Source organism: Pseudomonas sp. RIT-To-2, assembly GCF_029623465.1.
Taxonomy (GTDB): Bacteria; Pseudomonadota; Gammaproteobacteria; order Pseudomonadales; family Pseudomonadaceae; genus Aquipseudomonas; species Aquipseudomonas silvicola.
In genome coordinates, this window is record NZ_JAPYKM010000003.1 from 126,783 (window position 1) to 151,976 (window position 25,194).

Below are 25,194 nucleotides of genomic sequence, written 5' to 3' on the forward strand. Positions count from 1 at the left end.
CTTGCGGGCTGATAATGGCTAACGCTTCAGCGCTTGACAAGCCTTTGCCTCACGGCGCGGGCAAGGTGTCCAGGTGCTGTCGCACCGCGTGTTCCAGTTGCGCCATGGCATGGACCACGGCGTTGGTCCACAGCTGTGGGTTGCCAGCCTCGCAGGCCTGTTCCAGAGCCTCGCAGGCCTGGATCAGCGCGGTGGCCGCGACAATTTTCGCTGCGCCCTTTATGCGGTGGGCCAGTTCGCTCAAGGCAGGGGGGCTGGTAGCCCCCAGCACGGCCTGGCGATCCTGCGCGCAGCTCTCCAGTACCTGTTGCAACAGGCGGCGCTCCAGGGCCGGCTGGCCACCGGTCAGGGTCGCCAACTGCCCCAGGTCCAGCAGCGCCGTCAACCGTGGCGGTACACGCGCCGCCAGGACCTGCGTGAGGTCGGCCAGGCTGATGGGTTTGAACAGGCAGTCATTCATGCCGGCAGCCAGGCAGCGCTCACGCTCCTGGGGCAGGGCGCTTGCGGTATAGCCGTACACCACGCACGGGGGGCGGCCAGCCAGCTGCTCCTGGTGGCGCAGCTGGCGGGTCATTTCGTAGCCGTCCATGCCGGGCATGTTGCAGTCCACGAACAGCACATCGAAGGCGCCGGCCTGCCAGGCCGCCAAGCCCGTGTGGCCGTTGTCGGCGGTAGCGGCCTGCAAACCGAGAAAGCCCAGTTGTTCGGTCATCAGCAGCCGGTTGGCCGGGTGGTCGTCGACCACCAGCACACGCAACCCGCCCAGGTCGATGGCAGCCCCAGGGGCCTGCACCGGTTGCGCCGGCAATGGTGGCAGTGCCTCCACCACCAGTGCGAGGTCGACCTGCGTGCCTTCACCTGGCTGGCTGTGCAGCGTCAGGTCGGCGCCCATCAAGCGGCTGAGGTTCTGGCTGATCACCAGCCCAAGGCCCGTGCCGCTGCGGGCGCGGCGGCTATCGGGGTCTACCTGGGCGAAGGGCTGGAACAGGCGCTGGCGGTCACTGGCGCTGATGCCGATACCGGTGTCGCTGACGCTCAGGCGCAGTTCATGTTTGCCGGCGGTATCACTGGCCGCCATTGCCAGCTCGAGTTGCACATGGCCGTGGTCGGTGAACTTGATGGCGTTGCTCACCAGGTTCGACAGCACCTGTTTGAAGCGCAGCGGGTCGAGCATGACATCCGGTTGCGGGGCCGCCGGTAGCCGGACCCGCAGCGCCAGGCCCTTGTCCCGCGCCAGGCCTTCGAAGATGCGCGCCACATCGTTGACCAGGCTGCCGGCCTGCACGCGCTCGGGCTTGAGGCTCAGGTGGCCGGCTTCGATGCGCGAGACGTCCAGGATATCGCCGATCAGGTTCAGCAGGTCGCGCGCCGAGGCATAGGCCACCTCGATGGCGTTACGGTCCAGTTGCTGGCGCTCGGCCCGGCGCAGGGCCAGTTCGAGCATGCCGATCAGGGCATTCATGGGGGTGCGTATTTCGTGGCTCATGGTCGCCAGAAAAGTGCTTTTCGCGCGGTTGGCCTGGTCTGCCTGTTCCTTGGCCTGGCGCAGGTCCTCAAGCAGTTGGCGACGTTCGCTGATGTCGATCCAGCCGCCGATCACGCCACATACCCGCCCCTCCGCGTCACGGTACGGCAGTATCCAGTGGTAGATGCTCAGGGCCCGGTCGCCGATGCGCAAGGGGCGGTCCATGATCATCGGCTCGCCCTGAGCCATCACTTGCAGGTAATCCAGGTGGTAGGCCTGGGCATGGTCGGCGTCTGGCAGCACGCCTTCTTTCACTGTCTTGCCCATCACGTCCTCGCGCCGGGCGTTGAACGTGGTCAGGTAGCTATCGTTGCAACTGAGCAGCAACCCCTGGCGGTCACGCACGTAAATGGGGTGCGGGGTGCCGTCTACCAGCGCGCGCATGAATTCCAGCTGGTCGCCCAGCGCCCGCTCGGCTTTCACGCGCTGGCGGATCTGGTGGCGCATGTAGCCGATCCACACCAGCAGTACCAGCAGCACCACGCTGGCCGTCGCCACGATCTGCAGGATCAGGCGGTGGTAGTTGCGCCAATAGCTGTGGGTATCCGGGGTGTAGCTACGCCAGCGGGCGGCGATGGCGGTCATCTCCTGGGGGCCGATGCTCAGCAGCGCCTTGTCGAGGATGGCGGCCAGTTCGGTGGCCTGGCTGCCCGTTGCCAGTGCGAACCGCGCAGGCTCGGTACCCACCGTGCTACGGATGACCAGGCGGTCCTGGAACAGTGGGGTCGCCAGCAGATGGCGGGCGACCACCAGGGCGCTGACCGCCCCCTCGGCCTGGCCCTGGGCCAGCCGGTCAAGGCTGGCGAAGGCATCGTCGGTTTCCTGCACATGGATATCGGGATAGTGCTGGCGCATCCACTTCACCAGGGGGTTGCCACGAGGGATGGCCAGCCTGCGCCCGGCGAACTGGCCAAGGTCTTGTAGCCCCTGATGGTCGCGGGCGGTGACCAGCACATAGGAATTGCTGAGGTAAGGGCGGCTGAATTGCAGGTCGTGGGCGCGCTCTTCACTGGGGATGATGGCGGCGATCACATCGGCTTGGCCTTGCTGCACCTGGGCCAGCATATCGGCGACGCTGCTGGCCCGGCCTATTTCGAACTGCAGGCCGGTGCGCAGGCGGATCAATTCCAGCAGGTCCGCGCTCAACCCGCGCAGGTTGCCGTAGCGGTCGAAAAAAGTCAGCGGCGCGAACGAGTCGTCCACCACCACCTTTACGCTGGGGTGGTCGGCCAGCCAACGTTCCTCTCGGCGAGTCAATTGCAGCTTGCGGTCGGTGAGCAGCAGGTCGCTGGCCCCGCTCCAGCGCTGGAAGATACTTTCGCGCTGCGCCGGGTTGATGGCCGCCAGGGCCTGGTTCACGTGTGCCAGCAGCGGGTCGCCACGGCGGGCGGCAAAGCCGAACCCCGAAGGTTCGTCGCGGCTGAAGTTGACCATGCGGACGTTGTTCAACAGCCCCTGGTCAATCTGGTAATGGGTGGAAATGGTGTCCCCCAGGAACACGTCAGCCTGCTCGAATGCCACGGCGTTCAGGGCATTCTGGTAAGAGGGGTAATACGTGACGGTGGCGTCAGGGTAGTGGGCCTTGATATAGGCCTCTGGCAGGTAGTGGTTGACCACGCTCAGGCGCCGCCCGGCCAGGCGGTCACCCAGCGGGGCGTCATCATCGGCGCGTGCCACGAGCACCGGCCGGTCCACGGCATAGGCGTTGCTCAGCGCCAGCTCCGGGAAGGCGGCTTCGTAGCCGTTGGCGCTGGGCAGCAGATCGATCTGGCCCTGGCGCAGCGCCTCGATGGCCGCATCGCGTGTGGGGTAGCGCTGCACCACCAGGGGCCGGCCCAGCGCCTGGCCGACCAGGGCCGCATAATCGGCGCTCAGGCCCTCGTATTCCTGGTCGTGGGTGATGTCCAGGGGCGGGTAATCGGGCGTCGAGATGCCCAGGCGCAGTGGCACCCCGTGGGTGTCAGGCGCGGGTGCCAGGCCCGAGGTGCCATCGTTGTGGCTGCGCACTGTCAGTGTATCGGCGCCCTGTGCCGCGGCCACGCCGGCTGTGCAACACAGCCCGGTAATCAGCAGCAGGCAACACAGGGCGCTGTTCATACCAGGGCATTACGTTTGGCAATGTCGATCAGGTCTACCAGTGAGACCACCTGCAGTTTCTGCATCAGGCGTTTTTTGTAAGTGCTGACGGTTTTGTTGCTGAGGAACATGCCTTTGGCTATTTCCTTGTTCGAGCGCCCTTGGGCAAACAGTTGCAACACCATCAGTTCCCGGTCATTGACGCCTTTGAATAATCTGATTTCGTTGCGCAGGGTGTCGTCCACGTCCAGCGGGTTGAGCGCCTCACTGGGAAAGTAGTTATAACCGGACATGACCGCGCGAATGGCGCTGCTCAGTTCCCCCAGGGCTTCCTGTTTGCAGACATAACCAGCCGCGCCCGACTGCATGCAGCGAAACGTGAACAAGGCGGGGGCCTGAGCAGTCAATACCAGAATCTTGGGGCCCAGGTTCATGGTCTGAAAACGCGCCAGCACCTCCAGCCCATCGAGGCGCGGAATGCTGATATCGAGGATGATCAGGTCCGGTGGGTTTTCCCGGATGATTTGCATCGCATCGACCCCGTTGTCACACTCGCCAATAACCGTATACCCCTCCTTTTCCAGCAGAAAGCGGACGGCCAGGCGAATGACCGGGTGATCGTCAATGATAAAGGCAGTACTCATGAAATAGTTTTCCCCTACAGGCGGCGAATAAAAGGCGCACATTAGCTCAGTTGCCGGGAGTGGCATATGAAGAACGGACGCCATCGGCGCTATATAGGAAATTTCCTACAAGTACTGCTGTTTAAGAATACACGGCCGTGCGGGTTTTTAAAGTGTCAAGGCGATATTTCGCTGGGGTTGTGACTAAATGAAAAACAACTTTTCGGTCTGCGGTTTTGTATAAATATGTTTGAAAGGCAACTAACGAATTTCCGGTCTTGTACATAAGTTTTCAACAGGTGGGAAGTGTAGTTTCCTACTTTGCCCACAATGTTCAGGTAACTTGCCCTACAGACAAGGGGGATTATTCCCTAGTCGCCCCTGGGGCGGCGAGGGGGACGGGTCTGAAAGTTTTGTAGGAAAATTCTGAGCGTCGGTGCGGGCGCCCAGATGGCGCCCGCCAGGCTATCAATGGGGGCTTGAGCGGCCGGTCATCTCACGGGCCATTTCGCTGGCGTAGCTGTCGGTCATGCCAGCGATGAAGTCGATCATGCGCAGGAACGAGGCGTGCAAGGAACCGTGCGGGTCCGGTGCGCTATTGCCGAGCAGGTCCAGAATGCGCCGGTTCTTGAACGACGGGCTCTTGCCGCCATGTTGCTCCAGGGCAGCGCCGCACAGGGCATTGAGCAGGATTTCCAGGGTGGTATAGGCACCGATCTCGTGCAGGGTCTTGCGCTTGTCCTGAAAGATTTTCTTGCGTGCCATGTCCTTGGCGTTCAGCACGCAGCGCTTGGCAGGGCCATGCATGTGTTCCACCAGATCACCCGTCAGCGTACCGGCCAGCAAGGCATCCTGTTGTTCGACGAAGGCGCGGGCAGCGGCGTTGGTCAGGTGTTCGATGGCCTTGCCGCGCAGGATCGCCAGTTTGCGTCGGCGCGAGTCCTGCGGGCCCAGCTGCCGATAGGTTTCCGGCAAGTCGTCACCCACCAGGCCCAGCAGCAGCGATTCCACCTCGGCGTATTCGAGCAGTTCCATTTCCAGGCCGTCTTCCAGGTCGATCAGCGCGTAGCAGATGTCATCGGCGGCCTCCATCAGGTACACCAGCGGGTGCCGGGCCCAACGTTGGTCTTCCAGTTGCGGCAGCCCCAGCTTGTGGGCGATCTGTTCGAGCAGTGGCAGTTCGCTCTGGTAGCAGCCGAACTTGTGTTTCTTGTAGCCCAGCGAGTCGGCGTGGCGGGCGGTCCAAGGGTATTTCAGGTAGGTCCCCAGGGTGGCGTAGGTCAGGCGCGTACCGCCGTCGAACTGGTGGTACTCCAGTTGGGTGAGCACGCGAAAGCCCTGGGCATTGCCTTCGAAATTGAGGAAGTCGTTGCGCTGCGCCTCGCTCATGCCGTCGAGCCACCCGCGCCCGGCCGCCTGTTGGAACCAGTGGCGGATGGCGTCTTCGCCGGAATGACCGAAGGGTGGGTTGCCGATGTCATGCGCCAGGCAAGCCGATTGCACCACCATGCCCAGGTCGCTGGGTTCGCACCAGGCGGGCAGGCGGTCGCGCAAGGTCTCCCCGACCCGCATGCCCAGGGAGCGGCCTACGCAGCTGACTTCCAGGGAGTGGGTCAGGCGGGTATGGATATGGTCATTGCTGGACACGGGGTGCACCTGCGTCTTGCGGCCCAGGCGGCGAAAGGCGCCCGAGAAGATGATACGGTCGTGGTCTTTGTGGAACGGGCTGCGGCCCAGTTCTTCGGGGCTGTGCAGGGTCTTGCCCAGGCGTTCGCGGTTGAGCAGGGTGGGCCAATCCAAGGCGGTGTCTCCTGAAGGCGGGGGGTGGTGTGAGCTTCGGTTGTTTGGGGGTGGGGGTGCAACTGGTTTGTGCGCAGAGCCGCCTTGCCTGGCCTTCGCTGGAATACACTTCATACAGACCCTAAAACCTCACCGCATCCACATCAATCAGCAACAACCGCTGGCCATTATCAAAAAACTGCCCCGCCGTCAGGCAGTACTGGTTGCTGGTCGCATCCCGGTAGGTATTGGACAATATCAACCGGCGCTCGTCCCAGCCTTCGGCGAGCAGGTGGTAGAAATACGGTCGCCATGACCAGTTATGCCCTACGTAGCTGGTATCGGCATGCCAGGCATGCTGGCGCCATTCCATGTTGGGGGTCAGCTGGGTGCCGTGGCGGTCGCACTGGTAGAAGCGCAGCAGCCAGGGGTAGGCGTCCAGTTGCGGCAGTTCGCTCAGCGGCGCGCCGGCCTGCGCCCAGGGGTGCAGGATGGCCATCAGCTTGATCAACTGCTGGCGCAATTGCATCAGACGCGCCCGCTCGCTCAGCTTTTCCTGCACATAACGCTCACGCAGGGCGGCGAAGCGCGGGACGAACGCATCGGTGGGAAAGAAATCCGGTTCGGCACGGGCGAACAGGTAGCCCTGCACGTACCGTGAGCCGCACTCCAGGGCGAAGTTGAGTTCGGCTTCGGTTTCCACGCCTTCGGCGATGATCCAGCAACCGGTCTTTTCCGCCATCTGCGCCAGCGCCTTGACCACCTCGCTGCTGGGGCCCCCGCGGGCGGCGGCCTGGAACAGGCGCATGTCGAGCTTGAGAATGTCAGGCTGCAAGGCCAGCACCCGGTCAAGCTGCGAGTAGCCGGCGCCGAAGTCATCGATGGCGATGCGCGCACCCGCTTCCCGGTAGCGCTGCACCACGTCGCTGAGCCTGCGGCTGTCACCGCCCAGCTCGGTGATTTCGAAGACGATGCGCTGTGGCGCCACGCCATGGCGCTGCAGTTGGGTGAGGCTGGGCAGCGGTTGGTTATCGCGCAGGCGACTGATCCAGCGCGGGGACATGTTCAGGCTCAGGAACCAGTCCGGCGGTGCTTCATGCAGGCGGCTCAGGGCATTGCCGCGGATCTGCCGGTCCAGGCGTCGCAAGGCGGCGGGCAGCGTGCGAGGGTCAGTGAACAGCGGCCCCACCGACTGCACCTGGCCGTCAGCCTGGCGCAGACGGCCCAGGGCCTCTACGCCGGCAATGCGGCCGGTGGCGGTGTCGATGAAGGGTTGAAACCAGGCGAGCGGTTGCCCGTCGAACACGGCGACTCCTCAGATTGCTGCAAGGCCAGACACAACCTGCCGCCGGCGTGGGCCGGGGCAGGGCAGGTGTCGTTGCAAGAATGCAGCCAAATAGTGGCAATTAGCCTTTGCGCTGTAGCGCAAACTTGATCACCGGCATCAGGCTGGAGCCCAGGCGTACCAGTCGGGTAAGGCCGCCAACCCCGTTGCTGCGGGCGCCTTTGCCCGTCAGGAAGCCCAGCAGCACTACGCCGGCAAGGCCCCACAACGGCGCGTGCTTGATGCCCAGGCCGTCTTGCACGGACTGGCCCATGCCACGCAGGCGGTTCAGCGGGTTGATCAATTGCCCGGATTCGTGGCGAATCTCCTGGCGGTGCATTTCCATGCGCAAGCGGATCAAGGCCTTGCGCATTTCGCGGCGTGACTGGTTGTGGGGCAGGTTGGGGGCAGTCATGGCAGCAGGCGCTCCCGGTCGTTGGCCAGCTCTTCGAGGGTGCCGTGGAAGGGCGACGACTCATCGAAAATAGCGGCCTTGAGGCGAAATGCACAGAACAATCCGGCCAGCAGGTAGAAGACGCACAGCCCGATCATGCCCTGCATGCGGTAGTTGTCCCACAGCAGAATGAGGATCAGCCCCGACAGCGCCACCAGTGCCAGCAAGGCAAACACCAGTGCCAGGCCTGCGAACAGCAGCAGGCTCAGCGTGCGGGATTTCTGTTCCTGCAGTTCGATGCCGAACAGTTCCACGTGACTGTGAAGCAGGCCCAGCAGGGCGGCGCCCAGGCGCCGCGACGACGGCCCGGCGGCCGTCGATTTCGAGTCCATGTCCAGGGCCATGGGCTTAGCGCCTTGTGGCCAGCAGGCCGATCAGGAAACCCACGCCGGCAGCGATACCGATCGACTGCCAGGGGTTTTCCTGCACATATTCTTCGGTCTTGGCCACGGCCGCCTCGCCCTTCAGGCGCAGCGATTGTTCGGTGGCCTTCAGGGTCTCGCGGGCGCGCAGCAAGCTGTCGTGGATCTGCTCGCGCAGCTCGTCAGCCTGGTCGCCGGCCAGGGTCTTGGTGTGGTCCAGCAGTTTCTCGGTGTCGCGCACCAACGTCTGAAAATCAGCCATCAGTACGTCTTGTGCAGTCTTTGCCGTGGTGCGGGCCATGGTGTTCTCCATTGTTGGCGTCTGGTGGTTCGAGTAGCGGGGCTTTCTGAAGGTTCCTTCATTGTTGCCTGGTACAGCTTTTGCTTTTCATTGGTGCATGACAGCAGGTATGTGCGCCGAAGCGGCGCGTCAGAGCCGGCGCACGTGTCAAACCTTAACCCAAACGAAATAACCCCGAGGAAAAATAACCGCGCAGTCGCATAATGAACCCGTTGCCTGATCCATATTGGTGCAATGACTCATCGGTCGACCTGCTTTGGTGCTGTTTTTCCTGATTTTTCAGGTCTGCCCCCTCGATGGATAATCTGCAAAGCGCCGTGCAAACGCTGATTCACGGCTCCAATACCCTGTTCCTGTTGATGGGCGCTGTCATGGTGCTCGCCATGCACGCCGGCTTCGCGTTCCTTGAAGTCGGTACCGTGCGGCAGAAAAATCAGGTCAATGCCCTGTCCAAGATCCTCAGCGATTTCGCTATCTCGACCCTGGCCTATTTCTTTATAGGCTACTGGATAGCCTATGGGGTGACCTTCCTGGCTCCGGCCAGCGAGCTGAGTGCCGACCACGGTTACGCACTGGTGAAGTTTTTCTTCCTGCTGACCTTTGCAGCGGCCATCCCGGCGATCATTTCCGGCGGCATCGCCGAGCGCGCCCGTTTCGTTCCGCAACTGTGCGCCACCACCCTGATCGTCGCGTTCATTTATCCATTCTTCGAAGGCATCGCCTGGAACGGCAACTTCGGTGTGCAGCCGTGGCTGCTGGCGCATTTTGGTGCCACCTTCCACGATTTCGCCGGCTCCGTGGTGGTGCATGCCATGGGTGGCTGGCTGGCGCTGGCCGCCGTCCTGCTGCTGGGGCCACGCCAGGGGCGCTACCGCGATGGGCGCCTGGTGGCGTTCGCGCCGTCGAACATTCCGTTCCTGGCGCTGGGCTCGTGGATTCTGATTGTCGGCTGGTTCGGCTTCAACGTCATGAGTGCCCAGAGCGTGGCAGGCCTGAGTGGCCTGGTGGCGATCAATTCGCTGATGGCCATGGTCGGCGGCACCATCGCCGCACTGGTGGTGGGCCGCAATGACCCAGGGTTCCTGCACAACGGCCCGCTGGCGGGCCTGGTGGCGGTGTGCGCCGGTTCTGACCTGATGCACCCCATCGGCGCCCTGGCGACGGGCGCCATTGCCGGCGCGCTCTTCGTTGGTTGCTTTATCGCCGCCCAGGGCAAGTGGAAGATCGACGATGTGCTGGGTGTATGGCCGCTGCATGGCATCTGCGGCGTATGGGGTGGGGTGGCCTGCGGGATCTTTGGCCAGCAGGCCCTGGGTGGCATGGGCGGGGTGAGCCTGACCGTGCAACTGATCGGTAGCCTGGCCGGTGTGCTGGTGGCGCTGGCCGGTGGTTTTACCGTTTACGGCCTGCTCAAGGCCGTGTGCGGCATTCGTCTGAGCCAAGAGCAGGAGTACTACGGTGCCGACCTGTCGCTGCACAAGATCGGCGCGGTCAACCACGATTGACCGACAGCCTGCTGGCGCCGCTAAACTGGCGCTGGCAGGCCCGCCCCAGACAGTGCGAAGGGTGTTCCCAGCGACGCGAATTCGTCATAGCATGGTGGCAACTCGCCGCAATTCAGCCTGCGCAGGACGCCGCCATCCGTTGGGGAAATATATGGAACGCCTGTATTCGCTTCAGGGCATGAGGGGCGCCGCCGTCGTCGGCGTCGTGCTGTTTCACATGGCATCGGTGGAGGCTAAATACGGCGGTGGCGACCTGTTGCTGCCGTCCCTGGTGGACTTCTTCCAGTTGGGCGTGGACTTGTTCTTCGTCATCAGCGGCTTCGTGATGGTGATCGTCACCCGTGGCCGCCACCAGGACTGGGTGCAAGGCCAGCGTTTCGTTTACCACCGCCTGGCGCGCATCTATCCCAACTACTGGCTCTATTTCGCCATTACCCTGGCGATCTACCTGGCCGCGCCGGGCATGGTCAATTCGGCCCACGGCGGCTCCAACCTCGGTATGTCATTTCTGTTATTGCCAAGCGACAAGGTGTTGCTGGTGATGGTGGCGTGGTCGCTGGTGTTCGAACTGTGGTTCTACCTGGTGTTCGCTGGCCTGCTGTTCGTGCGCGAGCGGTGGCTGCCCGTCTGTCTGGCGGCCTGGGCCCTGCTGCTGGTGGGGTTCAACCTGGCGGCGCAATGGCAGGATTACTCCCAGGTGGTGAAAATCATTCTGCACCCTTACGCCCTTGAATTCATCGCGGGTTGCGCCATCGCCCGTTACTTCTATTCCCCGCGCAGTGCCTCCCTGGCCAATCGTCACGTGTGGGCCCTGTTGCTTGCCTCGGTACTCGTCGGCATGCCGTTGATCGCCGCCCTGGGCCTTTACCGAACCGAAGGCCTGCCGCGCATGCTGCTGGTGGCCGCGGTATTCAGTGGCCTGACGCTTTCGCTGGCCTTGCTGGAGCGCCGTGGCTTGTTGTCGGTGCCGCGGTGGCTGGCGCATATCGGCGATATGTCGTACACCGTGTACCTTTCCCACCTGCTGGTGCTGGGCGTCATGGGGCAGGTGTGGCGCCTGGTGGGGGCTCACCCGGACAGCCTCTGGGATAACGCCGTGTTCGTGGTACTGATGCTGACGGCTACCCTGTGTTATGGCTGGGTGGCGTATCGGTTGATCGAAAAACCCCTGCTGGACCGTGCTACCGCCTGGGGCAACCGGCGGTTCCACACAGCTGTGTCACGCAAGGTATACGATGCTGCCTGAGGCCAGGATGCCGGCTTGTTCGGGTACCCACCCATCAGCGTTGGCGCTTCATTCTCTGGCCAACTGCTTTTAGAATGGTGGCACTTCACGTTTAGCCGGTGCTCTGCAATGACGCCTGAATGCCAACTGTTTGGAACCCTGAGCTGCCATTTATGCGAGTTGGCCGAGGCCGAAGTCATGCCCCTGGTAAATCACGGCCTGCAGGTGGAGTTGATCGATATCGCCGACAATGCCTCGCTCTACGACCGCTACAGCCTGATGATCCCGGTATTGCGCCGCGTTGACACCGGTGCCGAACTGGCCTGGCCGTTCGACACCGAACAGGTGGTCGCTTTCGTACGCTGACGCATCGGTAAAGATTCCTGCTGCCGCCCCGGCACGTCCTCCATCGACCATGGCGTCGCACTCCCGTACCGGGGAGGCCGGCTACTGGCCGATACGCCGTCAAGGAGCGACACGATGAACCTCAGCGAACACTTCACCCTGCAGGAACTGACCCAATCCCCCAGCGCCGCCAAGGCGGGCATCGACAACACCCCGGACGCGACCGTCGTCGCCAACCTCACCCGCCTGTGCCAAGCCCTCGAAGACGTGCGGACACTGGTGGGGGGGCCGGTGATGATCAGCAGTGGCTACCGTTGCCCGGCGCTCAACGAATTGATCGGCGGCTCGGCCACCAGCGCCCATGTCCGGGGGCTGGCGGCGGACTTCACCGTGCCGGGGCTGACACCGCGTCAGACAGTCGAACTGCTGGATGACAGTGGCCTGGTCTTCGACCAGTTGATCCTGGAGTTCGACCGCTGGGTGCACCTGGGGCTGAGCGAGGTTGCGTCACGCCGTCAGGTGCTGACACTGCGCAAGGGCAGCGGTTATCAGCCAGGTATCGTGTGAAGCGCGCGGCCGCCGCCGATCATTGCGCGATTGACGACGCGCGGGCCGCCGCTTAAGCTGTATAAAGATACAGTGTTGGCGCAAGCGCAATGTGCCGAAGTACCAGCGCATGTCTTGCGCACCGAAGTCAGAGGATTGCCCGCGTGGTCAACGTCGAACAACTGAAATACAGCGTCAACCGCATGAGCCCCGACGTGGTCAGCGAAGCGGTGCTGGAACTGCGCCTGGATGGCCTGGTCACCGAGGGCAAGACCCCGTTCAACAAGCTGCATTTCAATACCTGCTTCGCCGAAATCGAAGCCTTGTTCCAGCGCGCCGGCTACCACCGCCCGCTGGATGTGGTGGGTTACGAAGGCCTGCTTTACGCCCTGTACGACCCTACCCGCTGGGAGGCCGTTCAGGTGCTGCGCTGGCTCAAGGAATTCACCGACGCGGCGCCCCTGGCCCAGGCACAATGACAGCAGGCACAGGCTTGGCGGATAATGCCAGGCTGCATTGACCTCCGAGCCCACCATGTCCGACGCCCCGTTCAATCCCGCCCACCACCAGGCCAGCACCTTGAGCCTGCCAGCTGGCCACTGGGCGACGGTGCTGGATTGCCTGTGCGACCATTTCAAGGCCATCGACCGTGCGCAGTGGCTGGACCGCATCGCGCGCGGGCGGGTGCTGGACGCTCAGGGCCGGCCCATCGGTGTCGACCAGCCCTACAAGCAAGGCCTGCGCATTCATTATTTTCGCGAAGTGCCCAATGAGCGGCCCATCGCGGCACAGGAAAGCATCCTGCACGTCGATGAGCATCTGGTGGTCGCGGACAAACCGCACTTTCTACCGGTGACGCCCACCGGCGAATACGTGGAGCACACGTTGCTGCGACGCCTGATCAAGCGCCTGGGCAACCCGCACCTGGTGCCTTTGCACCGTATCGACCGGCACACCGCAGGCCTGGTGCTGTTCTCTGCCAACCCTGCCAGCCGCTCGGCTTACCAGTCGCTGTTTCCCACCCGCCAGATCGACAAGTGTTACGAGGCCATTGCCCCGGCGTTGCCTCATCTGGCCTTTCCCCTGGTGCATGCCAGCCGCATGGTGCATGGCGAGCCGTTCTTCCGCATGCAGGAAGTGCCAGGGGTGAGCAACAGCGAGACCCGTGTGGAAGTGGCTGAACGCAACGGGGATCTCTGGCGTTACCGGCTTTACCCCATCACGGGCAAGACCCACCAGTTGCGTGTGCACATGACGTCGCTGGGTGCCAGCCTGTGCAACGACCCGTTCTACCCCGAAGTCTGCGGCCAGGGCGAGGTGGACGACTATGGCAAGCCACTGAAACTCCTGGCCAAGCGCCTGGATTTCAACGACCCGTTGACCGGCGCATCCCGCAGTTTCGAAAGCCGTTTGTCTCTGGACTGGTAGTGCACCATAAAAGCTCACATTTTCCAGTGATATGGTTATGCAATAACGATATTTAAACTTCGGTTCTTATGCCTATAGAGTTTCGACATCAATGTCTCGTACTCAATAGCCAGAGCCGGAGCCCCGCATGTCCGCCTTATCGTTCGCCCCCCTGTCTTCCCAGACATTTGAAGTTCGCCCGCTGCAAGGCCTGGTGGGCGCCGAGATCGTCGGCCTGGACCTGAGCCGCCCGCTCAACGACGAAGACTTCGCCCGCGTGCACCGCGCACACCTGGACTACCACCTGGTGGTGTTTCGCGACCAGCACATTACCCCGCAGCAACAGATCGACTTCAGCCGCCGCTTCGGCGTGCTGCAGATTCATGTGCTCAAGCAGTTCCTGCTGGCCGGCCACCCGGAAATCCTGATCGTTTCCAACATCGTCGAGAACGGCCAGCCGGTCGGCCTGGGCGATGCCGGCAAGTACTGGCATTCGGACCTGTCCTACAAGGAACTGCCGAGCCTGGGGTCCATGCTCTATGCCCAGGAACTGCCCAGCGAAGGCGGTGACACCCTGTTCGCCGACATGCACCGCGCCTGGGACACCCTGCCGCAGCACCTGCAGGACGCCGTGGAAGGCAAATTCGCCGTGCATTCCTACACCGCTCGCTACAGCGAGGGCAAGAATGCCGCCAACTGGCGCCCCACCCTGACCGCGGAGCAGTTGGCCCAGGTGGTCACCGTCAGCCACCCGGTAGTGCGCACCCACCCGGAAAACGGCCGCAAGGCGCTGTTCGTCAGCGAAGGGTTCACCACCCATATCGTTGGCCTGCCGGAAGACGAGAGCCGCGACATCCTCAACCAATTGTACGAGCACAGCGTGCGCCCGGAGAACGTCTACCGGCACCAGTGGCAGCCCCATGACATGGTGTTCTGGGATAACCGTTCGCTGATCCACCTGGCCGCTGGCACTCCGGAGCACCTGCGTCGCAAGCTGCATCGCACCACCATCCAGGGCGATGCGCCGTTTTGAATCAGGAGTCACCATGAACGCTGTACTGCAAGGCCACACGGCCAGCGATGTGTTACCTGCGCAGGCAGGCCATCAGGCGACCCCTGAAGTCCTGCTGCAAGTGAGCAACGTCAGTCTCGAATACCGCACCCCCGAGCGTGTGGTGCGCGCTACCCACCAGGTCAGCTTCGAAGTGGACCGCAGTGACCGTTTCGTCCTGCTGGGCCCGTCGGGTTGCGGCAAGTCCACCCTGCTCAAAGCCGTGGCCGGTTTCATCAAGCCCAGTGAAGGCGAAATTCGCCTGGGCGGAGACATCGTCACCGAGCCGGGTCCCGACCGCATTGTGGTGTTCCAGGAGTTCGACCAGTTGCCGGCCTGGAAAACCGTGCTGGAAAACGTCATGTTCCCGCTGCTGGCCTCGCGCACTCTCAAGCGTCGCGAAGCCGAGGAGCGTGCGCGCCATTACCTGGAGAAGGTTGGCCTGAGCGCCTTCGCCAATGCCTACCCGCACACCCTGTCGGGCGGCATGAAAGCGCGGGTGGCCATTGCTCGCGCCCTGGCCATGCAGCCCAGGATATTGTTGATGGACGAGCCCTTCGCCGCCCTCGACGCCCTGACGCGGCGCAAGATGCAGGAAGAGTTGCTGGAACTGTGGCAGGAAGTGCGTTTCACCTTGCTGTTCGTCACCCACTCCATCGAGGAGGCGTTGGTGGTGGGCAACCGCATTCTGTTGCTGTCGCCGCACCCTGGCCGGGTACGCGCCGAAATCAACAGCCATGAATACGATTTGCAGAGCATCGGCGGCGTGGCCTTCCAGGCCAGTGCCCAGCGGATTCACCGGTTGCTGTTCGACGAGGCCCAGGGCCCGGTCGAGCAGGACCTGGGTTTCCACGACATCCGCATCGCCTACTGACCTCGGAGCCTTGCCATGAGCCTGCAAACGCCTGTGCGCGAAGAATATGAAATCGCGCTCGAACCCTTTACCCAGGCCGCCCTGGCCCGGGACATTTCCCTGGCCCAGCGCATCTGGCAACAGGGCTGGGTACGCAAGACCGTGATCCTGATCGCCCTGGCGGTGCTCTGGGAGATTGCCGCGCGTATCCAGAACAACGACCTGCTGCTGCCCAGCTTCCTGCAGACTGCCCACGCCTTTGTCGATGGCATCGTCACGGGCGAGCTGCTAGGCAAGGTGTGGATTTCCCTGACCGTGCTGGTCAAGGGCTACCTGATCGGTATTGTCCTGGCGTTCGGCCTGACCACGCTGGCGGTCTCCACCCAGTTGGGGCGTGATTTGCTCAGCACCCTGACCGCCATGTTCAACCCGCTGCCGGCCATCGCGCTGTTGCCGCTGTCGCTGCTGTGGTTCGGCCTGGGCGACAACAGCCTGATCTTTGTGCTGGTGCACTCGGTGTTGTGGGCGTTGGCGCTCAATACCTATTCAGGCTTCCTGGCCGTCTCGGAAACCCAGCGCATGGCCGGGCGCAACTATGGGCTGCGTGGCTTGCGGTTCGTCTGGCATATCCTCATCCCGGCGGCGCTGCCGTCGATTCTGGCGGGCTTGAAAATCGGCTGGGCGTTCGCCTGGCGCACGCTGATCGCCGCCGAGCTGGTGTTTGGGGCCTCGTCGGGCAAGGGCGGGCTGGGCTGGTACATCTTTCAGAACCGCAACGAACTGTATACCGACAAGGTATTCGCCGGGCTGGCGGCGGTGATCATCATCGGCCTGCTGGTGGAGAACCTGCTGTTCAACACCTTCGAGCGCCTGACCATCAAGAAATGGGGCATGCAGCGCTGAAGTTGCTGAGCCATGCGCTGCAAGCTGCACGTCAAAAGCGGTAAGTGGTGTCAGCGCGGTCTGTTTTTACTGGCGGCTTGCCGCTCAATTCAAGGAATTTTCATGCCAACGCTTTCCAGAATTACCCTTGCCCTGGGCCTCATGGGCGCGGTACTCGCCACCAGCGCCCACGCCGAAGGCAAGATCAGCATCGCCCAGCAGTTCGGCATCGGTTACCTGATTCTCGACGTGGTCCGGGACCAGAAACTGATCGAGAAGCACGGCAAGGAAGAGGGCATCGACATCACGGTGGACTGGAACAGCATTTCCGGTGCCACTGCGATGAATGAAGCGCTGCTGGCCGGCGCCCTGGACGTGGTCTCGGCGGGTGTACCGCCGATGTTGACCATCTGGGACCGCACCAAGGACCGCCAGAATGTCAAGGCCATCGCCTCGCTGGGCTCGATGCCCAACTACCTGCTGACCAACAACCCGAACATCAAGACCCTCAAGGACTTCACCGACAAGGACCGCATCGCCGTGCCGGCCGCGGGCGTGGGCTTCCAGTCGCGCACCTTGCAGATCGAGACCGCCAAGGTCTTCGGTGACGCCGACTTCAAGCGCTTTGACAACTACTCGGTGAGCATCCCGCACCCGGACGCCACCTCGGCGCTGATCGCCGGCAGCTCGGAGATCACCGCGCACTTCTCCAGTCCGCCGTTCCAGTACCAGGAACTGGAAAACCCGAAGGTGCACAAGGTGCTCAGTTCGTACGATGTGCTGGGCGGCCAGGCGACGTTCAACGTGCTGTACACCACGCAGAAATTCCACGACGAAAACCCCAAGACCTACAAGGCGTTCTACGACGCGCTGGCCGAAGCGTCGCAGTACATCAAGGCGAACAAGACCGAAGCGGCCAAGACCTACATCCGCGTCGAGCAGTCGAAGTTGCCGTTGGCGTTGGTTGAGAAGATCGTCAACGACCCGGAAATCGACTTCACCATCGTGCCCCAGCGCACCGGGGTGTATGCCGAGAAGCTGAATGAACTGGGCGTGCTGAAGAACAAGGCGGGTAGCTGGAAGGACTTCTTCTTCGAAGAAGCCCATGGTGGGGCAGGGAGCTGAGTTTCGCCCCTCCGGGTGACCCGCGGCGCTTTTGACGCGGCCAGGTCCGCTGCGGGCAGCGGCCCCAAGGCCGCGTCTACAACCTTGCCTCCAACCCGGCCCGCACCTGCGGCCATTCTTCTTCAATCACGCTGAAGCGCACCGAATTGCGCCTGCGCCCGTCCGGCATGATCCGCTCGTTGCGCACGATCCCTTCCTGCTGTGCTCCCAGGCGCAGAATGGCTGCCCGTGACCTGGCATTGATCTCGTCGGTAGTGAACTGCACCCGCACGCACCCCAGCTCGTCGAAGGCATGCCGCAGCATCAGGTACTTGGCCTCGGTGTTGACGAAACTGCGCTGCCAGCGCGCCGCAATCCAGGTACTGCCGATCTCCAGCTTGCGGTTCACACGGTCTACTTTCCAGAACCGCGTGGAGCCGATCACTTCGCCGGTTTCCCTGAGCACCGTGACGTACGGCAGTACCGCGCCGGCGTCACGGCCCTGGAGCGCTGTGTCGATATAACCCTGCACCGTGGCGGCCGAAGGCACCACGGTGAAGGGCAGGTTCCACAGCTCGCCGTCGCTGGCGGCCAGCACCAGCGCGGGGGCGTCATCGGGTTGCAGGGGGCGCAGCAGGATGCGCGGGCCTTCCAGGGGTTGCATGCTCGTATCTGCCAAAAGCTGAATGACCGGCGCAGTCTACCGGGTAATCAGGGCGTTTTGTCCTGGAGGATGGCAAAGCCCTGCTTGTTTTCGCTGACAATCCGCACCCGCGCGTCATGCCCGGCCGGGGCCTGGACCATGATCTCGCGGTACAGGCTGCCCTTGCCGCAGAGGGTATCGTCGGCCGTGTCGGTGGCAATGCCGACCACCCGCTCACCGGCGGGTACCTTGAAGGTCGCCACCTCGCCGATGCCGATGCGTGCCGCCACGGTGCGGTCGATCAGCACAGCCACGTAGCAGCCGCCACCCAGCATGCCGATATCGCGGTGTACCACCAGGGTACTGCCGTTATCCAACGCCGCCTGGTAACCCAGCAAGCGGTCCTGAGGCACGGGTTCGGGGTGGTCGGAACGGTAGGACGAACAGCCACTGACCAGCAAAACGCATAACGCAGTGCACATCAGGCGCATGGACGTTCCTCTATTTGGTGTCCCAGGGCATCGGCTGGCCAGCGCGTACCTTGGCGCTCAACGCCTTGAGGTACTCCAGCGGCTCACCCTCTGAATGGGCATGGGCCTGCTCGTCCACCCAGGTCATGACCTTTTGTCGGTCCAGGCTGGGGCGGGCATGCAACATCTCCTTGATTACCCGCTCGCAGTGCTGCGAATAGGCAATGACACTGGAAAACATCTGATGGGCCATGATCGCTCCTTGAAGAGATACGCGGGATGAAATCAAGGTAGCACTCAATGGTGACAGGTGATGGACAATTCTTCGTCGGGCACGCTGATGCTAGCAGCGGACCTCGGGGCGTGCGCGGTGCATGCGGTATGCCTGATGCAACGCAGTGCCTGTGACGCGGCCGGGTTCGCTGCTACAAGGCGAGGTTACTTCTTGTAGGTTTTCTGCAAGCGCGTGGCCATTTTCGCGTGGCGCTGCACGTCTTTCAGTTGCGCAGTGGCGAAGGCCTTCAGGTCCGGGTCGTCATTGCTGTTGGCCTCGGCAGAGTAAAGGTCACGCAGATGCTCGGTAACGTTGACCTGCCCAATGGCGAAACTGGCCTCCGGGCTCTTGCCGGCCACGGCCGGGGAGGGGATGACCCTGGTCGGTGGCACTGGCACGTCGATGTCGTGTTTTTTCGCCAGTTCCGTCAATTGCTCATTGAAGATCGTGTGGTCCTTGACCATCACGCCGACGTAGGTCTGCATGTCGGCTTGCTTGAACTTGTCGCCCGCTTGCTGGACCAGCAGAATCTCGGCAGCGCCGGCGTTCAGGGCATTGGTGACAAAGGTATTGGGTGCGGCGAAGGCGGTGCCGGTGCCGGCCAGCAGCAGGGCCAGGCCAATTTGCAGGGTTTTGCGATGGTTCATCAGTGCGTCTCGGGTATGCAGGGGGGGCAAATGGCCGTATGAGAGTCCGTTTGCGTGCGCAGGGCAAATGAAGCTTTGCTCACCTTGCCCAGCCTAGCCCAAAACCTCGCTGGCACGCCAGCGCCCCCACGGCCGGTGGCCGCGCCCACGCCGCCAGGGTGGACAAAGCCGCCAAGGCGGGGCAGGCTCTGGGGTGTTGATTGTCCAGCGTGGAGCAAAGCATTGAGTATTGAAGGCGTTATTTTCGACAGCGACGGCACCCTGGTCGACAGTGAACGCATGGCGGCTGGCCTGCTGCGTGAACTGCTGGCCGAGCGCGATGTCCATCTGCCCCATGACGAAGTGCTGCGGCGTTTTCGCGGCGTGCAGTTCGCCATTTTCGTGGGTGAATTGTGCGAAGAGCATGCCCACCTGGACGCTGAACCCTTCATGAGCGACTTCCGGGGCCGCAGCCTTGATCTGTTCGCCCAGGGCCTGGAAGCGATGCCCGGCGCGCTGGATTTTGTCCGCGAACTGAAGCTGCCCAAGTGCGTGGCCACCAATGGCCCGCGCGCCAAGGTCGAGACGTGCCTGAAGACGGCCGGGCTGTGGGAAGCCTTCGACGGCAATATCGTCAGTGCCTACGAGGTCAATGCCTGGAAACCTTCCCCGGAATTGATCCTGGCCGCCGCCCGGGTGCTCGACCTGGCGCCACAGCAATGCCTGCTGGTCGACGACAGTGTGCCTGGCGTGCAGGCAGGGCTGGCGGCCGGCACGTTGGTGGCTGGCTACGGCGATACCGACTTTTCTGCCTTCCAGGGCCACCCAGGCTTTCACCATGTGCCCGACTACGCGGCCCTCAAGGCTTTGCTGGCGACCCTCGGCTAATCCCGCCGGTGGCGGCGTTCGTAGTGGTCCAGCAATGGTTGGGTACTGATGCCATGCAACAGGATGCTCAGGGCCACCACTGACAGGGTCAGGCTGATCGCGGTGTGCTGAATGTCGGCGGGCAGCCCGTGGGCAATGGCGAAGCACAGGTAATACAGCGAGCCGATGCCACGAATGCCGAACCACCCCAGCAGGGCGCGCTGGTGCCCGTCCAGGTGTTTGCCGCGCACCAGCAGCCAGACGCTGGCCGGGCGGATCACGCAGAACAGCGCCAGCCCCAGGCCGATGGCGCGCCAGTCCCAGTACAGCGACAGCGCCGCGCCCAGCAAGGTGATCAGCAGCACTTCCATGGAGCGCTCCACCAGGTCACCGAAGGTGAGGATGTCATCCATCATCACCCCCGCGGCCAGTTGGCCACCCTCCAGTTCACTGGGCGAGGGCGGCGGGGCCTGTGGGGCACGTGGTTTGGCCAGGTGTTCGGCCGGCACCTCGGACTGGGAGGCGCGAGCCTCGGCCTGGCGCAGGCCGACCCCGGCGGCGAACACCGAGAGAAACCCGAACGCACCCACGCCATAGGCGACCACGTAGCTGATGGCGATCAACGCCAGGGCCAGAAAGTCGTTGGGCGACTCGATGCTGTCTTCGTTGCGTACCCGCTGGCTGATCATCACCTGCCCCAGCAGCCGCCCCAGCCCGTAGCCGATGGCCAGGCCCGCCGGCACGCCCCAGGCGAGGTTCTTCAGGGCCCACAGGCCAATATCGGGCAACCCCATGTCCACGTGGTCGATCATCATCAGGCTGAAGATCACGAACGGAAACGCCACCCCATCGTTGAGCCCTGCCTCGCCGGACAGCCCGTAGCGCACCCTGTCGAAGTCGTGGGCACTATTGACCTGAACCATGGCCGCCAGAACCGGGTCGGTGGGTGCCAGCATGGCCCCGAGCAAGGCTGAAAGGCCCCACGACAGGTGCAGGCCGAAGTGCGCCACCGCGGCCACCCCGGCGATCGACACCAGCATCACCGGACCGGCCAGCAGGTATGACGCGCGCCATGCCGTGCGCCGCAGGCCCAGGCGCAGTTTGATGCCGGTGCCGAACAGCGAGAACAGCACCGCCATCTCGGTGACCCGGCCCAGCCAGGTGGAGGCGCGCGCGAAGTCCATGTTCACCAGGCCAACGCCCAGTGGGCCCAGCCCCATGCCGAACGCCAGGCACACCGCCGAGGTCGTCACTGGAAGCCAGCGCAGGTATGAAGACGTCAAGGCCAGCAACAGCAGCAGGGCGCCCAGCACCGACATCCATAATATGAAACTCATTGAACTCCCGGGGCCTTGTGGCTGGTTAAGGTAACGTCATCATTAACTGTGACTTTGCCGCGACCGGTAAGTTGAATTGGCGCTACTATCGTGCGGACAATTCATTGCCCCGGAGAACGCCATGATCAAAGTCAGCGTGATGTACCCCTACCAGGAAGGCGCGCGGTTCGATTTCGATTACTACCGCGACAAGCACATGCCCCTGCTCAAGGAACTGCTTGGCGCCGCTTGCCTCAAGTATTCGGTGGAGAAGGGCCTCGCCGGTGGCACGCCAGGCACGCCGCCAACTTACCTGGGGCAGTGCCACGTCTATTGCGAGTCGGTGGAAACCTTCGGTGCCGCATTCGCAGAACATGCTGCCGTGCTCAACGGCGATATCCCCAACTACACCGACCTGGTGCCCGTGATCCAGATCAGCGAAGTGCTGGCCGAAGTCTGAGAAGTTGCCGCTGTGGGCCCGAGGTTCACCCGGGCCCGCAAGGCGGCTCAGGCGTTGTGATCATCCTTGAGGGTGGTCGTGGACTCCGTCACCTCGATGGTTTCGTTGGTGCCCATCGCCTTGTACTGTTTGCGGATGGTCTTCAGTTCCTTGGCATCCAGATCTTCCAGGTCCAGCGCCGCGTTCTGCGCTTCATGGGTGGCGCGCAGCAGTTCGTCGATCTTGATGTGCAGCATGTCGTTGTCGCGGTTCTGGGTGTTCTGGATCACGAAGACCATCAGGAACGTAATGATGGTGGTTGAGGTATTGATGATCAGTTGCCACGTATCGTTGTAATGGAAAAGCGGCCCCGTGGCCGCCCAGATCACGATCAGCACCACAGCGGCGACGAAGGTGCGCGAGCTGCCGGCAGCTTTGGACAAGGCATTGGAGAACAACGAGAATTTCATGGCAGTGGTTCCGTAAAGAGGGGTCACTGGGTAGACCCCGCTCGACGGTTGAAATTCTTTGTTACATGCACAGTTTCATCTAGTTGATCTGGATCATCACGGCAAACACGCCCAACCCCACCCAGAAGCCGGCGAACAACCACGGCGCTCGAATGGAGAACATCAGCGACTTGCGATAGCCCTTGTGCGTGGACTCCATTTCGCTGAACAGCGGCTCGTCGTCATAGGCCAGGCCCATGGCGGGCAAGTCGCGCAGCAGGCCGCTCTGCTTGAAATGCCAGTGGTCGATGATGTCGTAGGCCGCGCGAATGCCTGGCCAGGCATTCAGCGAGCACAGTACTCCCAACAGCGCCAGCACCGGTGGCACCACCAGGGTGAACACCTTGCCCCACTCGGGGTTCAGGTTGGCCATGGACGAGGCGTAGGCGATCACCAGGAACGACTGCGCCGACAGGTAGCTGTTGGTACGGTTGGAGAGAATGGCGGTTTCATACTGGATTTCACGCCGGTAGAAATCCAGGCGGTCCTTGGGGGTGCCGAACATCAGCGCGTTTTCGCTATCGCTGCTGTCCTCGGCACCCGGCACGCGTGAAGTGATGATCCTGCTCAAGCGCGCATCCTCGGTGTCAGTCATTCGGTTCAGCGGTGTTGATGTAGGCCGGCACTTTGGCCAAGGGCAACTGGCGAGCTTGCCCCGGTTGAATATCGGCGCGTGGCGCCAGGGGCTCCAGGCGTTGCGGTTGGCCGGTTTCCAGGGCTTTCTCGATGGCCGCCAGCACGCGCACGTCACGCCAGCCTTCATCGCCGTCCGGGCCGGGTTTCTCGCCCTTGAGAATGCAGTCGGAGAAGTACTGGGTTTCGCCGCCGAACTGGTCCACTACCGGAGCACTGTGTTGCTCGGTCTTGCCATCGACGATGAGCTGGTAACCGATCGCCACCCCTTCGCCGAAGCCGAAGCACGGTGAAGCGTCGATCTCGCCCTTGCTGCCGAACAGTTGGAAGCGCTGGCTGCCGGGCAGGCTGTAGCTGACCGTGAAATGCGCCAGGCGCTCGTCGCTGAAGCGCAGGGTCACACTGACCGTGTCGTAGGTGTTGATGTCGCGGCCCGGGGTGTTCACACCCATGGCCGAGACTTCCAGGGGCTCGCCCCCGAACAGGTTGCGCACCGCGTTGAGCGGGTAGGGGCCCATGTCCACGACGGGCCCGGCCCAATACCCATGCTGGGCGCGGTGGTTGGAGGTCTTGGTGAGCTGGCTGAACGAGGAGGTGAACAACCGAGGTTCACCGATGACGCCGGCGCGCAGCTTGCCAATCAACTCAACGGTGGCCGGCTCGCAATGCAAGCGGTAGGCGATCATCAGCAAGGCCTTGCCGCGCTCGGCAGCGGCGTTGATCGCCAGGCAGTCTTCCTCGCTGGTGGCCATGGGTTTTTCCAGCAGCACATGGATACCGGCTTCCAGCGCCGGTACCGCGAACTCCCGGTGGCGGAAATTGGGGGTGGCGATGTACACCGCGTCGATTTCGCCGCTGGCCAGCAAGGTAGCGTAGTCGTCGTAGTGGTAGCTCTTGAGGTGGTAGTGGGCGGCCAGGTCGCGACCCTTCACCGGGTCGCCGGTCACCAGCGCGGTCATCACCGAGTTGTCGGTCTGGCCGACACCGGGCATGAACGCGCCCTGGGAAATCCAGCCGCCAGCGACGACCGCGTAACGAACCTTGCCTTGAGCATCGGGCATGTCATGACTCCTGAAAGCGGGCGGGTGGAATACCGGCCCCTCAGGAATGGGCAAGCCTTGCGCGGACAAGTTCCCGCGGTGTGCCTCAGAAGCGGTTGAGCGGAATTTTCAGGTAGCGCACGCCATTGTCTTCGGCAGGCGGCAATTCACCCGCGCGAATGTTCACCTGCACCGCCGGCATCAATAGCACGGGCATGGCCAGGGTGGCGTCGCGCGCCGTGCGCATGGCCACGAACTGCGCCGCATCGATGCCGTCGCGCACGTGGATATTGCCTTGGCGCTGGGCGGCCACGGTGGTCTGTGATTGTTCGGCGCGGCCCTCGGGCGGGTAGTCGTGGCACAGGTGCAGGCGAGTGTCGCCGGGGAAGGCCAGCAGGGTGCGGATGGATCGGTACAGTTGTTCGGCATCGCCGCCGGGGAAGTCGCAGCGGGCCGTGCCTACGTCGGGCATGAACAGCGTGTCACCGACGAACAGGTCCCGGTCGCCCACCAGGAACGCCATGTCCGCCGGGGTGTGGCCTGGCACATGCAAGGCACGTACGGTGAGGTTGCCGATGCTGAAGGTCTCGTCAGGCCGCAACAGGTGATCGAACTGCGAGCCGTCCAGGCGGAAGTTCGGTTCCAGGTTGAATACCGTCTTGAATACCTTCTGTACCTGGCGGATACCATCACCGATGACGATCTTGCCGCCCAACCGACCGCGCAGGTAGGGCGCTGCGGAAAGGTGATCAGCATGGGCGTGGGTTTCCAGCAACCACTGCACGTTCAGCCCCTGGGCGCGCACGAAAGCGGCGATGGCGTCGGCGTGCTCACTGCCGGTACGGCCGGAGGTGGGGTCGAAGTCGAGCACCGAGTCGATGATCGCGCAGGCACTGCCGGGCGCCTCGTACACCACGTAGCTGAAGGTCGAGGAGCCGCTGTCGAAAAAGGGCTGGATCAGTGGGCTCATGAATTGCTCCACACTCTATTGTTCAATAATCTATATTTAAACATA

At 62.9% G+C, this 25,194-nt stretch carries 28 protein-coding genes; 12 read left to right on the plus strand and 16 right to left on the minus strand.

Going from position 1 to position 25,194, the window contains the following annotated elements:
* Positions 1-49: 49 nt before the first annotated feature.
* The 7 genes from QBK88_RS03980 to QBK88_RS04010 form a co-directional block, all read right to left on the minus strand.
* Positions 50-3,622, minus strand: a complete 3,573-nt coding sequence (locus tag QBK88_RS03980) for a transporter substrate-binding domain-containing protein (RefSeq protein WP_277960993.1) — start codon at positions 3,620-3,622, stop codon at positions 50-52.
* Entirely contained in the window at positions 3,619-4,245 is a 627-nt protein-coding gene (locus tag QBK88_RS03985; protein WP_268144125.1) for a response regulator transcription factor, read from the minus strand. Before QBK88_RS03985 ends, QBK88_RS03980 begins: the two co-directional genes overlap by 4 nt.
* A 447-nt stretch (positions 4,246-4,692) precedes the next feature.
* Positions 4,693-6,024 (minus strand): deoxyguanosinetriphosphate triphosphohydrolase, encoded by a 1,332-nt coding sequence (locus QBK88_RS03990; protein WP_277960994.1) that lies wholly within the window; start codon positions 6,022-6,024, stop codon positions 4,693-4,695.
* A 121-nt stretch (positions 6,025-6,145) separates the two neighbouring features.
* The gene (locus tag QBK88_RS03995; RefSeq protein ID WP_277960995.1) at positions 6,146-7,309 is read right to left on the minus strand and encodes an EAL domain-containing protein; all 1,164 of its coding nucleotides are present in this window, start codon (positions 7,307-7,309) and stop codon (positions 6,146-6,148) included.
* A 100-nt stretch (positions 7,310-7,409) separates the two neighbouring features.
* Complete coding sequence (locus QBK88_RS04000; RefSeq protein WP_277960996.1) at positions 7,410-7,742, minus strand: hypothetical protein; 333 nt, start codon at positions 7,740-7,742, stop codon at positions 7,410-7,412.
* Entirely contained in the window at positions 7,739-8,125 is a 387-nt protein-coding gene (locus QBK88_RS04005) for a phage holin family protein (protein ID WP_158158449.1), read from the minus strand. Before QBK88_RS04005 ends, QBK88_RS04000 begins: the two co-directional genes overlap by 4 nt.
* Positions 8,126-8,129: 4 nt before the next feature.
* Complete coding sequence (locus QBK88_RS04010; protein WP_008368448.1) at positions 8,130-8,444, minus strand: DUF883 family protein; 315 nt, start codon at positions 8,442-8,444, stop codon at positions 8,130-8,132.
* A gap of 296 nt (positions 8,445-8,740) precedes the next feature.
* On the opposite strand from QBK88_RS04010, the gene QBK88_RS04015 reads away from it, so the two are divergent.
* The 10 genes from QBK88_RS04015 (at position 8,741) to QBK88_RS04060 (ending at position 17,383) form a co-directional block, all read left to right on the plus strand.
* Positions 8,741-9,949 (plus strand): ammonium transporter, encoded by a 1,209-nt coding sequence (locus tag QBK88_RS04015; RefSeq protein WP_268144119.1) that lies wholly within the window; start codon positions 8,741-8,743, stop codon positions 9,947-9,949.
* A 151-nt stretch (positions 9,950-10,100) separates the two neighbouring features.
* Positions 10,101-11,195 (plus strand): acyltransferase family protein, encoded by a 1,095-nt coding sequence (locus QBK88_RS04020; protein ID WP_277960997.1) that lies wholly within the window; start codon positions 10,101-10,103, stop codon positions 11,193-11,195.
* Between the two features lie 108 nt (positions 11,196-11,303).
* Positions 11,304-11,540 carry a glutaredoxin family protein gene (locus tag QBK88_RS04025; protein ID WP_277960998.1) on the plus strand — a complete coding sequence of 79 codons (237 nt, stop codon included), beginning with the start codon at positions 11,304-11,306 and terminating at the stop codon, positions 11,538-11,540.
* A 114-nt stretch (positions 11,541-11,654) separates the two neighbouring features.
* A complete protein-coding gene (locus QBK88_RS04030; protein WP_277960999.1) occupies positions 11,655-12,086 on the plus strand; it encodes a D-Ala-D-Ala carboxypeptidase family metallohydrolase in 432 nt (143 codons plus the stop codon).
* Positions 12,087-12,229: 143 nt separating this feature from the next.
* Complete coding sequence (locus tag QBK88_RS04035) at positions 12,230-12,544, plus strand: transcriptional regulator (RefSeq protein ID WP_277961000.1); 315 nt, start codon at positions 12,230-12,232, stop codon at positions 12,542-12,544.
* Between the two features lie 55 nt (positions 12,545-12,599).
* Positions 12,600-13,493 (plus strand): pseudouridine synthase, encoded by an 894-nt coding sequence (locus QBK88_RS04040; RefSeq protein WP_277961001.1) that lies wholly within the window; start codon positions 12,600-12,602, stop codon positions 13,491-13,493.
* Positions 13,494-13,620: 127 nt separating this feature from the next.
* Positions 13,621-14,505, plus strand: coding sequence for a TauD/TfdA dioxygenase family protein (locus tag QBK88_RS04045; RefSeq protein WP_277961002.1), 885 nt, complete (start codon positions 13,621-13,623; stop codon positions 14,503-14,505).
* A 13-nt stretch (positions 14,506-14,518) separates the two neighbouring features.
* Positions 14,519-15,397 (plus strand): ABC transporter ATP-binding protein, encoded by an 879-nt coding sequence (locus tag QBK88_RS04050; RefSeq protein ID WP_268144108.1) that lies wholly within the window; start codon positions 14,519-14,521, stop codon positions 15,395-15,397.
* Positions 15,398-15,412: 15 nt separating this feature from the next.
* Positions 15,413-16,279, plus strand: coding sequence for an ABC transporter permease (locus QBK88_RS04055; RefSeq protein ID WP_268144106.1), 867 nt, complete (start codon positions 15,413-15,415; stop codon positions 16,277-16,279).
* 102 nt (positions 16,280-16,381) lie between these two features.
* Positions 16,382-17,383: an ABC transporter substrate-binding protein gene (locus QBK88_RS04060; RefSeq protein ID WP_277961003.1), complete on the plus strand. Its 1,002-nt coding sequence runs from the start codon at positions 16,382-16,384 to the stop codon at positions 17,381-17,383.
* A gap of 76 nt (positions 17,384-17,459) precedes the next feature.
* Here QBK88_RS04060 and QBK88_RS04065 read toward each other — a convergent pair whose 3' ends face one another.
* The 4 genes from QBK88_RS04065 to QBK88_RS04080 form a co-directional block, all read right to left on the minus strand.
* Positions 17,460-18,026: a GNAT family N-acetyltransferase gene (locus QBK88_RS04065; RefSeq protein WP_277961004.1), complete on the minus strand. Its 567-nt coding sequence runs from the start codon at positions 18,024-18,026 to the stop codon at positions 17,460-17,462.
* Between the two features lie 47 nt (positions 18,027-18,073).
* Positions 18,074-18,496, minus strand: a complete 423-nt coding sequence (locus QBK88_RS04070; protein ID WP_277961005.1) for a 3-isopropylmalate dehydratase — start codon at positions 18,494-18,496, stop codon at positions 18,074-18,076.
* 10 nt (positions 18,497-18,506) lie between these two features.
* On the minus strand, positions 18,507-18,728 hold the full coding sequence (locus tag QBK88_RS04075; protein ID WP_158158463.1) for a hypothetical protein: 222 nt from the start codon (positions 18,726-18,728) through the stop codon (positions 18,507-18,509).
* Positions 18,729-18,913: 185 nt separating this feature from the next.
* Positions 18,914-19,396, minus strand: coding sequence for a DUF4142 domain-containing protein (locus QBK88_RS04080; RefSeq protein ID WP_277961006.1), 483 nt, complete (start codon positions 19,394-19,396; stop codon positions 18,914-18,916).
* Between the two features lie 222 nt (positions 19,397-19,618).
* On the opposite strand from QBK88_RS04080, the gene QBK88_RS04085 reads away from it, so the two are divergent.
* On the plus strand, positions 19,619-20,263 hold the full coding sequence (locus QBK88_RS04085) for an HAD-IA family hydrolase (RefSeq protein ID WP_277961007.1): 645 nt from the start codon (positions 19,619-19,621) through the stop codon (positions 20,261-20,263).
* Here QBK88_RS04085 and QBK88_RS04090 read toward each other — a convergent pair.
* Positions 20,260-21,579 (minus strand): cation:proton antiporter domain-containing protein, encoded by a 1,320-nt coding sequence (locus QBK88_RS04090; protein ID WP_277961008.1) that lies wholly within the window; start codon positions 21,577-21,579, stop codon positions 20,260-20,262. The two genes, QBK88_RS04085 and QBK88_RS04090, sit on opposite strands and share 4 nt — an antisense overlap.
* A 121-nt stretch (positions 21,580-21,700) precedes the next feature.
* Between QBK88_RS04090 and QBK88_RS04095 the strand changes: the two genes are divergently transcribed.
* Complete coding sequence (locus tag QBK88_RS04095) at positions 21,701-22,018, plus strand: EthD family reductase (RefSeq protein WP_277961009.1); 318 nt, start codon at positions 21,701-21,703, stop codon at positions 22,016-22,018.
* A 47-nt stretch (positions 22,019-22,065) separates the two neighbouring features.
* On the opposite strand, the gene QBK88_RS04100 is transcribed toward QBK88_RS04095, so the two are convergent.
* The 4 genes from QBK88_RS04100 to QBK88_RS04115 all read right to left on the minus strand — a co-directional run bounded on the left by QBK88_RS04100 (position 22,066) and on the right by QBK88_RS04115 (position 25,149).
* A complete protein-coding gene (locus QBK88_RS04100; protein WP_277961010.1) occupies positions 22,066-22,467 on the minus strand; it encodes a low affinity iron permease family protein in 402 nt (133 codons plus the stop codon).
* Positions 22,468-22,546: 79 nt separating this feature from the next.
* Positions 22,547-23,077, minus strand: coding sequence for a hypothetical protein (locus tag QBK88_RS04105; RefSeq protein WP_277961011.1), 531 nt, complete (start codon positions 23,075-23,077; stop codon positions 22,547-22,549).
* Positions 23,078-23,093: 16 nt separating this feature from the next.
* Positions 23,094-24,200, minus strand: a complete 1,107-nt coding sequence (locus QBK88_RS04110; RefSeq protein WP_277961012.1) for a Gfo/Idh/MocA family protein — start codon at positions 24,198-24,200, stop codon at positions 23,094-23,096.
* Between the two features lie 85 nt (positions 24,201-24,285).
* Entirely contained in the window at positions 24,286-25,149 is an 864-nt protein-coding gene (locus tag QBK88_RS04115) for an MBL fold metallo-hydrolase (protein ID WP_277961013.1), read from the minus strand.
* Positions 25,150-25,194: the final 45 nt, after the last annotated feature.